This window comes from Mycobacterium sp. (genome assembly GCF_032159765.1).
GTDB lineage: Bacteria > Actinomycetota > Actinomycetes > Mycobacteriales > Mycobacteriaceae > Mycobacterium.
Genome location: NZ_JAVHWM010000023.1, coordinates 26971 through 41157, shown reverse-complemented (window position 1 = coordinate 41157; position 14187 = coordinate 26971). Strand labels below are relative to the sequence as shown.

At 66.4% G+C, this 14187-nt stretch carries 13 protein-coding genes; 7 read left to right on the top strand and 6 right to left on the bottom strand.

Annotated features, from left to right (window positions below; genetic code table 11):
- Positions 1-7: 7 nt before the first annotated feature.
- The 4 genes from manB to rfbD are packed head-to-tail and all read right to left on the bottom strand — an operon-like array spanning position 8 to position 3663.
- Positions 8-1177 (bottom strand): mannose-1-phosphate guanylyltransferase ManB, encoded by a 1170-nt coding sequence (gene manB / locus QOH60_RS02625; RefSeq protein WP_526416788.1) that lies wholly within the window; start codon positions 1175-1177, stop codon positions 8-10.
- Positions 1174-2058, bottom strand: a complete 885-nt coding sequence (locus tag QOH60_RS02620; RefSeq protein ID WP_526416786.1) for a glycosyltransferase family 2 protein — start codon at positions 2056-2058, stop codon at positions 1174-1176. The genes manB and QOH60_RS02620 overlap by 4 nt, the downstream gene beginning before the upstream one ends.
- A 19-nt stretch (positions 2059-2077) precedes the next feature.
- Positions 2078-2806: an alpha/beta fold hydrolase gene (locus QOH60_RS02615; protein ID WP_526416784.1), complete on the bottom strand. Its 729-nt coding sequence runs from the start codon at positions 2804-2806 to the stop codon at positions 2078-2080.
- Complete coding sequence (gene rfbD / locus QOH60_RS02610) at positions 2803-3663, bottom strand: dTDP-4-dehydrorhamnose reductase (protein WP_526416782.1); 861 nt, start codon at positions 3661-3663, stop codon at positions 2803-2805. The genes QOH60_RS02615 and rfbD overlap by 4 nt, the downstream gene beginning before the upstream one ends.
- Positions 3664-3844: 181 nt before the next feature.
- Here rfbD and QOH60_RS02605 point away from each other — a divergent pair, with 181 nt between their 5' ends.
- Positions 3845-5254 carry an LCP family protein gene (locus QOH60_RS02605; RefSeq protein ID WP_526416850.1) on the top strand — a complete coding sequence of 470 codons (1410 nt, stop codon included), beginning with the start codon at positions 3845-3847 and terminating at the stop codon, positions 5252-5254.
- A gap of 283 nt (positions 5255-5537) precedes the next feature.
- Here the strand turns inward: QOH60_RS02605 and QOH60_RS02600 are convergent, their stop codons facing one another.
- Entirely contained in the window at positions 5538-7301 is a 1764-nt protein-coding gene (locus QOH60_RS02600; RefSeq protein ID WP_526416780.1) for a TIR domain-containing protein, read from the bottom strand.
- Positions 7302-7686: 385 nt separating this feature from the next.
- Here QOH60_RS02600 and QOH60_RS02595 point away from each other — a divergent pair, with 385 nt between their 5' ends.
- The 3 genes from QOH60_RS02595 to QOH60_RS02585 are packed head-to-tail and all read left to right on the top strand — an operon-like array spanning position 7687 to position 10539.
- The gene (locus QOH60_RS02595; RefSeq protein ID WP_526416848.1) at positions 7687-9081 is read left to right on the top strand and encodes a multicopper oxidase family protein; all 1395 of its coding nucleotides are present in this window, start codon (positions 7687-7689) and stop codon (positions 9079-9081) included.
- Between the two features lie 50 nt (positions 9082-9131).
- On the top strand, positions 9132-9926 hold the full coding sequence (locus tag QOH60_RS02590; RefSeq protein WP_526416778.1) for a biotin--[acetyl-CoA-carboxylase] ligase: 795 nt from the start codon (positions 9132-9134) through the stop codon (positions 9924-9926).
- Between the two features lie 49 nt (positions 9927-9975).
- Positions 9976-10539 carry a PH domain-containing protein gene (locus QOH60_RS02585; protein WP_526416776.1) on the top strand — a complete coding sequence of 188 codons (564 nt, stop codon included), beginning with the start codon at positions 9976-9978 and terminating at the stop codon, positions 10537-10539.
- Here QOH60_RS02585 and QOH60_RS02580 read toward each other — a convergent pair.
- Positions 10536-11177 (bottom strand): GtrA family protein, encoded by a 642-nt coding sequence (locus QOH60_RS02580; RefSeq protein ID WP_526416774.1) that lies wholly within the window; start codon positions 11175-11177, stop codon positions 10536-10538. The genes QOH60_RS02585 and QOH60_RS02580 overlap by 4 nt on opposite strands.
- Before the next feature lie 69 nt (positions 11178-11246).
- Between QOH60_RS02580 and QOH60_RS02575 the strand changes: the two genes are divergently transcribed.
- Genes QOH60_RS02575 through QOH60_RS02565 form a run of 3 tightly spaced genes read left to right on the top strand, consistent with a single transcriptional unit; the run spans position 11247 to position 14178 of the window.
- On the top strand, positions 11247-12455 hold the full coding sequence (locus QOH60_RS02575; RefSeq protein ID WP_526416846.1) for a 5-(carboxyamino)imidazole ribonucleotide synthase: 1209 nt from the start codon (positions 11247-11249) through the stop codon (positions 12453-12455).
- Entirely contained in the window at positions 12452-12994 is a 543-nt protein-coding gene (purE, locus tag QOH60_RS02570) for a 5-(carboxyamino)imidazole ribonucleotide mutase (protein ID WP_526416771.1), read from the top strand. The genes QOH60_RS02575 and purE overlap by 4 nt, the downstream gene beginning before the upstream one ends.
- A 14-nt stretch (positions 12995-13008) precedes the next feature.
- Entirely contained in the window at positions 13009-14178 is a 1170-nt protein-coding gene (locus QOH60_RS02565) for an acyl-CoA dehydrogenase (RefSeq protein ID WP_526416769.1), read from the top strand.
- Positions 14179-14187 lie beyond the last annotated feature (9 nt).

The window sequence follows — 14187 nt, the reverse complement described above, 5'->3', positions numbered from 1 at the left end:
GGGCGATCTACACGTCGGTCGAATAGCGAATACCGCCGTCAGGAATCTTCACCCCAGGCCACACCCGCGCGCCCCGGAGCAGCTCGCAGCGCGCGCCGATCTCGGCGCCGTCGCCAATCACCCCGTCGCGGATCAGCGCTCGCGGACCAATCCGGGCGCCGAACCCGATGATCGATCGCTCGATCACCGACCCCGCCTCAACCCGCACGCCGTCGAAGATCACCGCGCCGTCGAGTCGAACGCCCGGCCCGATCTCGGCGCCGCGGCCGACGACCGTGCCGCCGATCAGCAGCGCCCCGGGCGACACCGCGGCGCCGTCGTGCACCAGCTTCTCGCCGCGCTGACCGCCGAGTGCCGGTGAGGGTGCGATGCCTCTGACCAAGTCGGCCGATCCGCGCACGAAGTCCTCGGGCGTGCCCATGTCACGCCAATACGAGGAGTCCACGTAGCCGCACACTCGCAGACCCTCGGACAGCAGCGCGGGAAACACCTCGCGCTCTACCGACACCGGCCGGCCGACCGGAATGCGGTCGATCACCGACCGACGGAACACGTAGCAGCCTGCGTTGATCTGATCGGTGGGCGGGTCCTGGGTCTTCTCCAGGAAAGCCGTCACGAGCCCGTCGTTGTCGGTGGGTACGCAGCCGAACGCGCGCGGGTCGCCGACCCTCACCAAATGCAGGGTGACGTCGGAGTCGAGGCTGGCGTGCGAGTCCAGAAGCGCGGCGAGGTCCGCCCCGGACAGCACGTCGCCGTTGAACACCATCACGGTGTCGTGGCGCAACTTTTTTGCCACATTGGCGATCGCGCCGCCGGTGCCCAGCGGTTCGGATTCAGTGACGTATTCGATTTCCAGCCCGAGTTTGCTGCCGTCGCCGAATTCCGCCTCGAATACGTGCGGTTTATAGCTCGTACCGAGCACCACATGTTCGATGCCCGCCGCCGCGATTCGCGACAGCAGATGCGTCAGGAACGGCAGCCCCGCAGTCGGCAGCATTGGCTTGGGCGCCGACAGGGTCAGGGGACGCAGCCGGGTGCCCTGCCCGCCGACCAGGACGACAGCGTCGACGGCCCGGGTTATCTGCTCTTCGCCTGAGCGCTCATCGGGCGCCGTCTGCTCTTCGCGCAAGCGCTCATCGGGCGCCGTCTGCTCTTCGCGCAAGCGCTCATCGGTCATCGCATCCCTTTCTTGCGTTCGCGCCGAGATCTCCTCACCGCCAGCCGCGAGCGCACCACGAGCGCTGCCCGCATTGCCCCCCGCAGCGGCGCCTGCCACCACCGCGGGTGCCTGTCGGCAAGGTAAATGTAGGTGCTGGTGTGGTGGGCCGCGAGGTTACGGGCAGGATCACGCCCGGTCGCGTGCCCTTTGTCGTGCAGGATCTCGGCAGACGGCACGTAGACGTTCTGCCAGCCGGCCTTCCCCATCCGGTCGCCGAGGTCGACGTCTTCCATATACATGAAGTACCGGTCGTCGAAGCCGTTGATTTCGTCGAACGCGGCCTTGCGCACCAGCAGACAGGAGCCCGACAACCAGCCGACGGGTCGCTCGCTTGGCTCGAGCCGCTCCTGGCGGTAGGCCGCGGTCCACGGGTTCCTGCGCCACAGCGGACCCACGACAGCATGCATGCCCCCGCGGATGAGGCTGGGCAGGTGCCGCGCCGACGGGTACACCGACCCGTCCGGGTCGCGGATCAGCGGTCCGAGCGTGCCAGCCCGGGGCCAGCGCCCCGCGGCCTCGATCAGCTCGTCGATGCTGGCGGGGCCCCACGCCACGTCGGGGTTGGCCACGACGAACAGATCCAGGTTGTCGTTCTCCTTGGATGCTTCGGCGACGGCGCGGTTGATGGCGCCGCCGTATCCGAGATTCCCGCCGGTACGCAGCAGTCGCGCGTTGGGGAACTCCTGCTGGGCGTCTTCCGGACTGCCGTCGGTGGAGCCGTTGTCAGCCATGATGACCTTGACCGGCCGGTCGGTGGCATGAGACAGCGTCGCCAGGAAACGCTGCAGGTGAGGTCCCGGCGAGTACGTCACCGTCACCACAACGAGTTCGTCACTCACCGAAGGCCGCCATCGTCATTCACGGCGTCGAGGGTAGCGGTTGCACGGCGGTGCTCAGCCGGGCCGCGAACGCGGCGGGGTCGACGAACGGCGACATGTGCGCCCATTCCGCGATGACCGAGAGCCGGGCGTGCGGGAGTGCCGAGGCCAGCTCGGTATTGACCGCAGGGGTCGCCACCTCGTCGTGGGCGGCCGCGAACAGTGCAGTCGGCGTGCCGATGCGGCCGACGTCCGCCGACCGGTCGTAAGTGGCGATCGCGTCGAGGGACGCCGCCCACGGGCCCCGGGCGGCGGTTTGCAGCTGGTCGCGGACGTAGTCGACGACGGGACTGTGGTTCGTCAGGTCGTCGGCGGTGAACCAGCGTCGCAGGCCATCGTCGATGTCGACCGGCCTGCCCTCGCGCACGGTGCGGGCACCGTCGGCGAAGGCCGGGAACGGCGTGTGCCTGCTGCAGACGACGACGAGCCGTGCGACGCGCGCCGGCGCCATCAACGCAACCTCGAGGGCGACCTGGCCGCCGAACGAATGCCCGACGACGACGAGCGGGGCGGTGCGGACGTGAGGAGCAGTTGGGGCACGCAGCTCGGACAGCACTGCGGCCGCCAACTCGGTGTGCAACTGCCCCGACGGAACCCGCTCGATCAGCGCGTTCAGGTCCGGCACGCGCACATCGTCACGCAAATGCTCCCTCACGCCGTCCCACACCTGCGGGCTGAGCGGCGTGCCGTGCAGCAGCAGCCAGATCATCGGCCAAGGCCACTCAGCGCCGCCGCCAGGGCTTCCCGCCACGGCCGCAACGGTGTCAGCCCGGCAGCGGCCGACTGTCGCGACGACAACGCGGAGTACGCAGGCCGCGGCGCTGGCCGCGGATGGCGGTCGCTGGGCACGGGCCGTACCCGGCCCGGGTCGGCGCCGATCTCCTCGAACACTGCCCTGGCTTGGTCGTAGCGGCTGGCCGCCCCGGCGTTCGCGGCGTGCAGCAGCGGCGCGGTGATCGTGCCGCCGATGAGCTCGAGCAACGCTGACACCAGATCGCCGACGTAGGTGGGCGACCCGACCTGATCCGCCACCACCTCGATCGATTCGGCCTCGTCGGCTTTACGCGCGATAGCGCCGACGAAATCGCCGCCGACTCCGGTGTAGACCCATGCGGTGCGCACCACGTGTGCGTTCGGCAGCACCGCGTGCACGGCGCTTTCGCCGGCCAGCTTGCTGGCGCCGTAGACGGAAAGCGGAGCCGGCTCGTCGCCGATGTCATACGGTCGCGGCGCCCCGTCGAACTCTCCGCTGAACACGTAGTCGGTGGATATGTGGATCAACCGCGCGCCCGCGTTCGCGCACACGCGGGCAACGTTGCCCGGGCCCGCGGCGTTGACCGCGTGCGCTTTGTCCGCATCGGTCTGCGCCGCGTCGACCGCCGTGTAGGCCGCGCAGTTGACCACCACATCACCGGGCTCCACCAGACCGTGGCCCGCATCCGGGTCGGAAATGTCCCACTGCGAGGAGTTCAGCGCCAGCACGTCGTGGCCGAGGCGCTGCGCCTCATCGGTGAGGAACTGGCCGACCTGTCCGCGCGCCCCGCAGATAACAATTCGGTTCCTCACGGTTCACGAGTCTGGCACGCCGGACGCGCTACGCCTTAACCGGCGTTTTCGCAAGTAGCCTGGGTGCAGCCATTCGACCGAACGGGGTTTTGTCGTGCCTGCTGTGCCTACCGCCGGGCCGGCCGTTGCTGCGCGCCGCAGTGTCCGCGTGCTGTGCACGGTGGTGGCAGCTGCCATCGTCATGGCCACAGGCCTGGCGTGGAGCAAGATCCGCTCGTTCGAGGACGGCATCGCCCACATCACCTCGGCGCTTCTCGGCGGCGGGGGCGAGGACGGCGCGATCGACATCCTGCTGGTCGGAATGGATAGCCGTACCGACGCGCACGGCAATCCGCTGAGCGAGGAGGAGCTCGCCGAGCTGCACGCGGGCGACGATGTCTCGACCAACACCGACACCATCGTCCTGGTCCGTATCCCCAACAACGGCAAGTCCGCCACGGCGATCTCGATCCCGCGCGACTCGTATGTGGCCGCGCCCAGTCTGGGGAAGACGAAGATCAACGGCGTCTACGGCCAGACCAAGGAGCAAAAGCGTACGCAGCTCGTGGAATCGGGCGTCGCCGATGCCGAGGCCGACTCGCAGTCGACGGAGGCGGGCCGCGAGGCGCTGATCAAGACCGTTGCCGACCTGACGGGCGTGACGGTCGACCACTACGCCGAGATCGGGCTGCTCGGGTTCGCGTTGATCACCGACGCCATCGGAGGCGTCGATGTGTGTTTGAAAGACGCGGTCTACGAACCCCTTTCGGGAGCAGACTTTCCCGCCGGCTGGCAGCGGCTGGCCGGCCCGCAGGCGCTGAGCTTCGTGCGGCAGCGCCACGACCTGCCGCGCGGCGATCTCGATCGCGTGGTGCGCCAGCAAGTTGTGATGGCATCCCTTGCACACCAAGTGATTTCGGGTAAGACGCTGTCCAGCCCGACAGCGCTGGGCCGCCTGCAGGACGCTATCCAGCGCTCCGTCGTGCTGTCATCCGGTTGGGAGATCATGGATTTCATCAAGCAGCTCGAGAAGCTGGCGGCCGGCAACGTCGCGTTCGCCACGATCCCCGTGCTGGACGAGGCCGGCTGGAGCGACGACGGCATGCAGAGCGTGGTGCGGGTGAATCCGACCCAGGTTGCCGACTGGGTGAAGGGATTGCTCGACGACCAGGCGCAGGGCAAGACCGAGAAGTTGGCCTATAGCCCGGACAAGACCACAGTCGACGTGGTCAATGACAGCAACATCAACGGGTTGGCGGCAGCGGTGTCCGACGTGCTGGCGAACTCCGGATTCACCACGGGGCAGATCGGCAACAACGACGCCGGCCACGTCAGCGGAAGCCAGATTCTGGCGGCCAAGAGCGACGACCTCGGAGCGCAGGCGGTGGCAAAAGAACTCCGCGGACTGCCCGTCATTGCTGATTCCAGCCTGTCGCCGGGCCGGGTCCGGGTGGTGCTCGCCGCCGACTACACCGGGCCGGGGTCGGGGCTGGACAGCAGCAACCCCGCGGCGGAGACGGTGGACCCGGTGGTCGACACGCCGGTCAACTCGGCGCCGGGCCCGTCGCCGGTCATCACGGCCGGGTCCGACGATCCCAAGTGCGTCAACTGACGATGCTCGATCGCCGCGGCGCCTCGACGCCGCGCGGGTGATGCGAAACGTCTACGCACTCGCCGGTGTGTCAAATACGCGAAATGAATTTCGCGACCGGCTTTTGCGACACCCGCCACCTGGAAGCTTGCGGACATCCAGAGCCAACAACTGCACGTCTCGTATGTCGTGTATTTCGAGGCAGCGTTCGTTCTACTCGGCCTGGTTAACGGCTGTCGGGAAGAAGGGAAGGCCATCGGACACCGGCGCTTCGTCGCCATCGCACGCGCGACTTCCGCTGTTCTTACGTGGTCCCCAATGTCGCAACCAATCGATCGCATGCCTCTCGAAGCCGTGTCTGGTCGGCCTCTCGGCAGTCCTCAAAATTAAGTATGCGGAAATGCAGAGGCAGGTCACACGAGAGCGCGCAGATCGGAAAAAGCACTCCGCCACCGCGATCACTGTCGAGCACCCGCGCCATGTTGTATTCCTCGAGGCAGACCTTCGACCGCCAGAAGCCCTCGGTCACGACCAGTACGACCACGTTGCTGCTCTGAATCAGTTCGGCGATACGCGTCTGCCAGTACGCGCCGACGTCAATGTCTGCGATGTCAACCAGCGTGTGGACACTCGGCGCAACGGCGGAAATGTGCGAACGGATTTCGTCCACGGCTGGCCGACCATCAGCATGTGCGTAGCTGACGAATACCGTCGACTCGGCCTCGTTCTCCGTTTCCGCTTCTTTTGCCTCCGTCGTCGCGGCAGAACCGGCAGTAGAACCGTTTCCTTGAACTGCGTGGGCGAAGTCATCAAAAGCGGCAATAGCGGGATCACGCGAGCCGCGGTGGTACATGACGATTCGCAGCCGATTCAACGGGAGGCCGAACTCCATCCATCGTCCGGCAGCCGCCAAGATGGCCGTAAGCATTTCTTCGCGTGGCACACCCTGATTGCCGGAAGCGACGATTGGCATAGCGACATCGCGGATCCCGATCTCCGGACCTACGAACGGCACCAAGGTTCGGAAGATGTCTCCGACGGTCGATGCCGCCGTGTGGGGGATCGCAGGCTCGAAGCAAAGCAGACGATCAAATCCGAAGTTTCGTCCTGGTGGCATCGCGCGTGAAAGCCAGCAGGATGAGGTGGCCCGCAGATCGATCTCAGGGTTTGCGGCGAGCGCCGCTACGGAAAGACCGCGACTCCCCAACGCCTCAATGACAGACCTCCTCGTGGAGGAATAATCCCCAGGGAACGCCGATACGACGAGCAAGTCGCATCCGTCACGCGCGGTCATCGCAGCGATATCGCCGACGCACAGCTCGATACGGCCGCCACCTGGCAACGAGATTTCGCGAATCTTCTCCACACTCAGCGTTCCGCTCATTGGTAGTGCGCCCCCCGTTGTGACGGGGCCAGCTTTGCCGAGGATGGTGTCGAGATCGCTGGCAACGGCATAGGTGACGTCGGCGCGTCGGCGCAATGCACCCAGCAGGTTGCGGATGTAATCGAGGACAGCCTCTTCATCCTCTCCGCTCAGTGCGCTGCGCAGCTCAATGAGCAGCTGCGCCTGGGCCGAAGGTGCCAACACGGTTGTGGTGTCGTGGATCGGTCCGCCGAGCCCTTGCAGATACTCGTATGGATTCGGGGGCGCTTCAGGCAGCGGATCGGGTACGCCGGTGTGCTGTGCTGCACGAGAATGCAGCCACGGGACCAGATCGAATGCCCTGTCGCTTGCCGGGTCGCGGTAGTCAACGAGTTGGAGGGTGAAGATGAGATCGGCCCGGAAACTCGTCACGTCCCCGATCTGTACCGGCAGGATCGGCACATTCAGCGCCTTCGCGTAGTCCAGTTCTGCCTGGCATAGCTTGCAGTCCAGAAACTTGTCCGACAACGCGAACACGAAGACCGTGCATTCGCGGATTTCCTTGAGGATCGTGGACCACCACGCATCACCGTCACCGAGGTGCCGATCCACCCAGACGTGCACACGTGCGCGCTGTCGCAAGTCCTCGGCCAGCGATCGGACCGCGGCCTCATCACCGCGCGAGTAGCTGATGAAGACCTTCATCTGGCATTGCTCCCTGCAATGAAGAACCCAGTACGGGTAGCTCGCAGGATAGGAGACCCCCCACGGTGGCACGTGAACTCCGGCAAAGTCACAGCCACGCATCCCGCGTTCAACCACACCGCGGTCGAAGTGCCGGGTGAGCCCGTACGCCAGGTATCGCTCGGGGTATATCGGGCCCCTGGCATCCGCGCAGACCATCAGTTTCTGACACAAACTTCCGCGAGTCGCAGATGTCGTCTATTTCGGGACAGCACGAGGCGGAGCTTCGGGTTGGTTGCGCGTCGCCTCGCTACCCACTCTTTCCTGGCCGACGGTTTTGAATCCGTGACCAGCGTGTCCACGCGGGTGCCAAGCTATGTGGGTGATCGATCGGCGGGGCTTCCTGATGTTGTCCGCAGTCGGCGTCGCCGCCGCATGTTCGAAGCCGGGCCCACCCGGCGCGTCCGGACCGAAAGTCACCACCGTCGCGATGACACCGGCCGAGGCTGAAATCGACCTCGGCGGTCTGAGGGTGCGTACCTGGGCGTACGACGGCGCCTTGCCCGGCAGGGAGATTCGGCTTCACAAAGGCGAAAAGCTGCACGCCACGCTCACCAACAACCTGCCGGGAGCAGACACCACCGTGCACTGGCACGGTCTGGCGATCCCGAACCCGATGGATGGGGTGCCCGTACTCACGCAGCCGGCGACCACACCTGGTCAGAAATTCGATTACGAGTTCGTCGTCCCGGACAGCGGCACTTATTGGTTCCATTCGCACGTCGGCACACAGAACGACCGCGGACTGTACGGGCCGCTGATCATCGAAGATCCGAATGACGGCCGAGACTACGACGACGAACTCGTACTGGTACTCGACGACTGGACCGACGGCATCCATGTCACGCCCGACGTCATCCTGGCCGACCTGCAGAAGCACGGCATGCCGGACATGGGGCCGATGGCACCGGATGCCGGCGTCTCGCCCACCAACCCGCTCGGCGACGACGGCGGCGACGTCGTCTACCCGACATACCTCATCAACGGGCGCTACACCAAGAACCCGCTGACCGTCGATTACCGTGCAGGGCAACGTATCCGGCTGCGGATCATCAACGCCGGCGCTGACACCGCCTTCCGCGTGGGGCTGCCCAACACCATGCTCACCATCACGCACACCGACGGCTTCCCGGTGGTTCCGATCGACGCGAATACCGTCATCCTCGGCATGGGCGAGCGCGTCGACGCCATCGTCACCGTCACCGGGTCGATGCCGGTGATCGCCGCAGCAGAACGTAAGGATGGGTACGCCCAGTTGAACCTGCGGGTCAACAATGCACCGTCCGATGTCAAGGTTGACGAATTTGTTGCGGCACTGCGCAATTCAACGCCGGTGAACACCGCGCAGCTCCCCGCGGCACGGGAAGTGAACCTGCCGACACGCAAACCCGACCAGACGCTCGAGATGCGGCTGGCGGGGCCATCCGACGGCTACCACTGGACGATCAACGGCAAACTGTACAACCCCCCGAGCGACGGGCTCGAGGTGAAGAACGGCGAGCGGGTGCGCCTCAGTCTCATCAACGAGTCGAAGATGTTTCACCCCATGCACTTTCACGGCCACACCGCTCAGGTGATGCGAAATGGCGCGCCGGCGGCCCGCAAGGACACTGTGCTTGTGCCACCGTTGGCGACCGTTGACGTGGATTTCGACGCGAACAATCCCGGCCGATGGATCACCCACTGCCACAACACCTATCATCTGGAATCCGGCATGGGCACGTTTTTCTACTACACATGACGCACTACGCTCTTGGACGATGAACGCTTGCGTGAAGAGCAAAGGGCGACGTGTCTGAACTGCGGCCCCTGGATGCCGATGCGCTCCGCGTGGGTCTGCCCCCGCCGTGGCGCCGGCTCGACGTCGTCGCAGAAACGGGATCCACCAACGCCGACCTGCTTTCGCGCGCAGCCGACGGCGAGGACGTCGACGGCGCGGTGCTGATCGCCGAACACCAGACCGCGGGCCGTGGCCGCCACGGACGCACCTGGACGGCGACCCCGCGTACGCAGATCACGATGTCGGTGGGGATCGCCGCCGGCGACGTGCCCACCGATGCGTGGGGCTGGCTGACGTTGGCGACGGGCGTGGCCGTGGTCGACGCCGTGATGGCACAGACTCATGTCGCCGCGGCCTTGAAGTGGCCCAACGACGTTCTCGCGGGCGGCGGTAAGCTGGCCGGCATTTTGTCGGAGGTTTACCCCCCGTCGCTGATCGTCGTCGGCGTCGGCCTCAACATCGCACTGCGGGACGACGACCTGCCGGACCCCGCCGCGACCTCGCTCACCCAACTGGGCGTCGCATCGCCTGACCGGGAGCGGCTGATCGGCAGCCTGCTGCACGAGCTCGGCGATCGGGTGTCGTCGTGGCGGGCCGCCGGCGGCGCCGATGACGGCCTGATGCGCGACTACGCCGATCACAGCCTCACTATCGGCTCACAGGTTCGGGTTCTGCTTCCCGGCGGGCGCGAACTCACGGGCTTGGCGCGATCGGTCGACGAGCGCGGACGCCTGATGGTCGACGAGGTGGACGGCGATACCGTCGCAGTGTCGGCCGGCGACGTGGTGCACCTGCGCCCCAATTGACACAGTGCATCTGCGCCCCAATTGAGGCGGCGCCCTCTAGAGTCGCAGTGTGGGATATCCGGAAAGCGTTCTGGCCAAGGGTGAACGGGTGGTCATCAATCGCCACCCGCATTGGAAGCGGCTGTTCTGGCCTGTGGTGGTGCTGGTGTTCGGTACCGCGCTCGCGGTGTTCGTCATCGCCGTCGTCAACCGGGCTGGTTGGGCGCAAAGCAACCCGACGGTCAAGAACATCGTGTACATCGCTGTCGGCGTCGTCTGGCTGATTGCCATCTTGTGGCTGGTCTTGTGGCCGTTCATCAATTGGTGGACAACGCATTTCGTCATCACCGACCGGCGGGTGATGTTCCGCCACGGAGTGTTCACCCGCAGCGGCATCGACATCCCGATCGCACGCATCAACAGCGTGGAGTTCAGGCACAACCTCATCAATCGCATGCTGCGGACCGGGACGCTGGTCATCGAGTCGGCATCCGATGACCCGCTGGAATTCCACGACATTCCGCGGGTCGAGCAGGTGCATTCGCTGCTGTATCACGAGGTCTTCGACACGCTGAACACCGATGAGGCCGACAGCCAGTCGTCGGCGAGAGAGATTCCGCCGCAGCAGAGTTAGCTGACGAACCGATCCCGGCGGGCGCGCCTGTTCCCGCCACGCTGGCCCCGCCCACGCAGCGGCGTGACGTTCGAACCCGCCTCGTGGGCTTCCTCCATCGCCTCGGCGATGCCACCTGCGGTAAGCGTCGACTCGACGACATCGGGTTCGCCACCGAACTCGTCGGGGAACACCCACCGGCGGAACGCCCAGAACCGGAACGCCATCTGAAGCAGGTTGCCCAGGAGGTAGGCGGCGACGAAGTCGGAGATGTTCTCGACGGTGAGGCTGACGTGCGGCACCCGCAGGTCGAAGACATAGCTGGACACCCACAGCGGCGCCATCGAGAGCAGCACCCCGACGCTGCTGAACGCGAAGAACAACAACGCCTCGTGATGGCGTTCGCGGCCGCCACGGTTCTGGAAGCTCCATTCCCTGTTGAGGATGTAGCTCGCGATGACCGCGACGATTCCGGAGATGATCTTGGCGGTGACAGGCTTGGGCTCCAAGATCGTGAGCTTGAGGGTGTAGAACAGCACCGAGTCGATGACGAACGTCGTCGCGCCCACGATCGCGAACTTGATCAGCTCGTGGTGGCGCTCGAAATAGGGACGGATCGGGCGCGGCAGGCGTCTGATCGTCGCATCGGTGAAGGACACAAGACGCGAGTGTACGGAAACCGGCCGAACGGTGCGCTACTGGCCGACGGCGGCGCGGGCCATGACACCATGATTGCTGTGCCCAGAACCGCAGGCCAACCGCCACTGGTTGCGATGATCGGCGCCGGGCAATTGGCCCGGATGACACACCAGGCGGCGATCGCGCTTGGCCAGCACCTGCGCGTGCTTGCCAACGCACCGGACGAACCGGCCGCGCAGGTCACTCCGGATGTCGTGATCGGCGCGCACACCGATCTCGACGCTCTGCGGCGCGCCGCTGACGGCGCCGACGCGCTCACCTTCGATCACGAGCACGTGCCCACCGAGCTGCTGGAAAAGCTCGTCGCCGACGGGGTGACCGTTGCCCCGCCCCCGGAGGCGCTCATCCACGCGCAGGACAAGCTGGTGATGCGTCGCCGCCTGGAGGCCCTGGGCGCCCCGGTGCCGCGCTACTCGGAGGTCACCGACCTCCATGACGTCGACGCGTTCGCGGGCCGCGTCGGCGGTCCCGTCGTGGTCAAGGCCGCCCGGGGCGGCTACGACGGTCGTGGCGTGGATATGGCGCGTGACCTCGCCGACGCGCGGCAGTCCGCGGCCCGCTACCTGGCCGCGGGGGTGCCGGTGCTGGTGGAGGAACGCGTGGCGATGCGCCGCGAGCTTGCCGCGCTGGTCGCGAGATCGCCGTTCGGGCAGGGCGCCGCCTGGCCGGTGGTGCACACCGTGCAGCGCGACGGGATTTGTGTCGAGGTCCTCGCCCCCGCGCCGTCGCTGGCGCCCGAGCTCGGCGCGGCTGCCGAGTCGCTGGGGCTGCGCCTGGCCTCCGAGCTGGGGGTGGTGGGCGTGCTCGCCGTCGAACTGTTCGAGACCGTCGATGGCGCGCTCATGGTCAACGAGCTCGCGATGCGCCCGCACAATTCTGGGCATTGGACCATCGACGGCGCCCGCACAAGCCAGTTCGAGCAGCATCTTCGGGCGGTGCTGGACTATCCGCTCGGCGACACCGGCGCCATCGCCCCGGTGACCGTGATGGCCAACGTGCTGGGCGGCCCTGCGCCAGTGGAGATGACGATGGACGAGCGGCTGCACCACCTGTTCGCCCGGATGCCGGAGGCGAAAGTGCATCTCTACGGCAAGGCCGAGCGGCCGGGCCGCAAGATCGGCCACGTGAATGTCGTTGGCGCAGATGATGGTTCGCTCGACGACGGCGAGTATGTGTCAGATGTCCGCGAACGCGCGCAACGGGCGGCACACTGGTTGTCGCAGGCGGAGTGGAGATGAGCATGCCAAAAGGGCCGCGCGTCGGCGTGATCATGGGCAGCGACAGCGATTGGCGCGTGATGGAGGCCGCTGTGCACGCCTTGGCCGAGTTCGACGTCCCGTTCGAGGTCGGCGTCGTCTCCGCGCACCGCACGCCCGTCCGGATGCTCGACTACGCACGTGGCGCCGCCGGCCGGGGCATCGAGGTGATCATCGCCGGCGCAGGCGGGGCTGCGCACCTGCCCGGCATGGTCGCCGCGGCGACTCCCCTGCCCGTGATCGGCGTCCCGGTGCCGCTGGAGCGCCTCGACGGTCTCGACTCGTTGCTGTCGATCGTGCAGATGCCCGCCGGCGTCCCGGTGGCCGCCGTCTCGATCGGCGGCGCACGCAACGCGGGCCTGCTGGCAGTGCGGATCCTCGGATCGTCGGATCCCGGGCTTCGCGCGCGGGTCGAGTTGTTCCAGCAGCAACTCGAGGCGGCGGTGCTCGAAAAGGACGCCGCGCTGCGGGACCGACTGCTGGGAACACCGACGCCGCCAAGTAAAGTTACCGGCGAGTAGCAAGGAGTTTCGACATGGGTGCCTGGGCCGGAGATCCGTCGTTCGACGTGTTCAAACTTCCCGACGAGCACAACGAGTTGCGTGCGGTGCTGCGCGACCTGTGTGAGAAGGAGATCGCGCCGCACGCCGCGGACGTCGATGAGAAGGCGCGCTTCCCCGAGGAAGCGCTGAAAGCACTCAACGACAGCGGGTTCTCTGCCGTGCACGTTCCCGACGAGTACGGCGGCCAAGGCGCCGACTCGGTGGCCACGTGCATCGTCATCGAGGAAGTCGCCCGCGTCGACTGCTCGGCGTCGCTGATCCCCGCGGTCAACAAACTCGGCACGATGGGGTTGATCCTGCGCGGGTCCGACGACCTGAAGAAGCAGGTGCTGCCCACGCTGGCATCGGGTGAGGCGATGGCGTCGTATGCGCTGTCGGAACGCGAGGCCGGCAGCGACGCGGCCGCGATGCGCACCCGGGCCAAGGCCGACGGTGACGAGTGGATTCTGAACGGCGCCAAGTGCTGGATCACCAACGGCGGCAAGTCCACGTGGTACACGGTGATGGCGGTGACGGACCCCGACAAGGGCGCCAGCGGGATCTCGGCCTTCATGGTGCACAAGGACGACGAGGGATTCACGGTCGGCCCGAAAGAGAAGAAGCTCGGGATCAAGGGATCACCCACCACCGAGCTGTACTTCGAGAATTGCCGCATCCCCGGCGACCGGATCATCGGCGAGCCCGGCACCGGCTTCAAGACCGCGCTGGCGACACTGGATCACACCCGCCCGACAATCGGGGCGCAGGCGGTGGGCGTCGCGCAGGGCGCACTCGACGCCGCGATCGCATACACCAAGGAGCGCAAGCAGTTTGGTGAGCGCATCAGCGATTTCCAGGGCGTGCAATTCATGCTCGCCGACATGGCGATGAAGGTCGAGGCGGCTCGCCTGATGGTCTACTCGGCAGCGGCGCGGGCCGAACGCGGCGAGCCCGCACTGGGTTTCATCTCGTCGGCGTCCAAGTGCTTCGCTTCCGACGTCGCGATGGAGGTCACCACCGACGCGGTCCAGTTGTTCGGTGGCGCCGGCTACACCACCGACTTCCCGGTCGAGCGCATGATGCGCGACGCCAAGATCACCCAGATCTATGAGGGCACCAACCAGATTCAGCGCATGGTGATGGCGCGCTCACTGCTGCGCTGACCTTCGATC

Excerpts from the sequence above, each read along its gene's own strand:
- QOH60_RS02575 (WP_526416846.1), top strand. The coding sequence starts at position 11,247 with ATGATTGCTGTGCCCAGAACCGCAGGCCAACCGCCACTGGTTGCGATG.
- QOH60_RS02565 (WP_526416769.1), top strand. The coding sequence starts at position 13,009 with ATGGGTGCCTGGGCCGGAGATCCGTCGTTCGACGTGTTCAAACTTCCC.
- QOH60_RS02605 (WP_526416850.1), top strand. The coding sequence starts at position 3,845 with ATGGCCACAGGCCTGGCGTGGAGCAAGATCCGCTCGTTCGAGGACGGC.
- manB (WP_526416788.1), bottom strand. The coding sequence starts at position 1,177 with ATGACCGATGAGCGCTTGCGCGAAGAGCAGACGGCGCCCGATGAGCGC.
- QOH60_RS02600 (WP_526416780.1), bottom strand. The coding sequence starts at position 7,301 with ATGAAGGTCTTCATCAGCTACTCGCGCGGTGATGAGGCCGCGGTCCGA.
- QOH60_RS02595 (WP_526416848.1), top strand. The coding sequence starts at position 7,687 with ATGTTGTCCGCAGTCGGCGTCGCCGCCGCATGTTCGAAGCCGGGCCCA.
- purE (WP_526416771.1), top strand. The coding sequence starts at position 12,452 with ATGAGCATGCCAAAAGGGCCGCGCGTCGGCGTGATCATGGGCAGCGAC.
- QOH60_RS02615 (WP_526416784.1), bottom strand. The coding sequence starts at position 2,806 with ATGATCTGGCTGCTGCTGCACGGCACGCCGCTCAGCCCGCAGGTGTGG.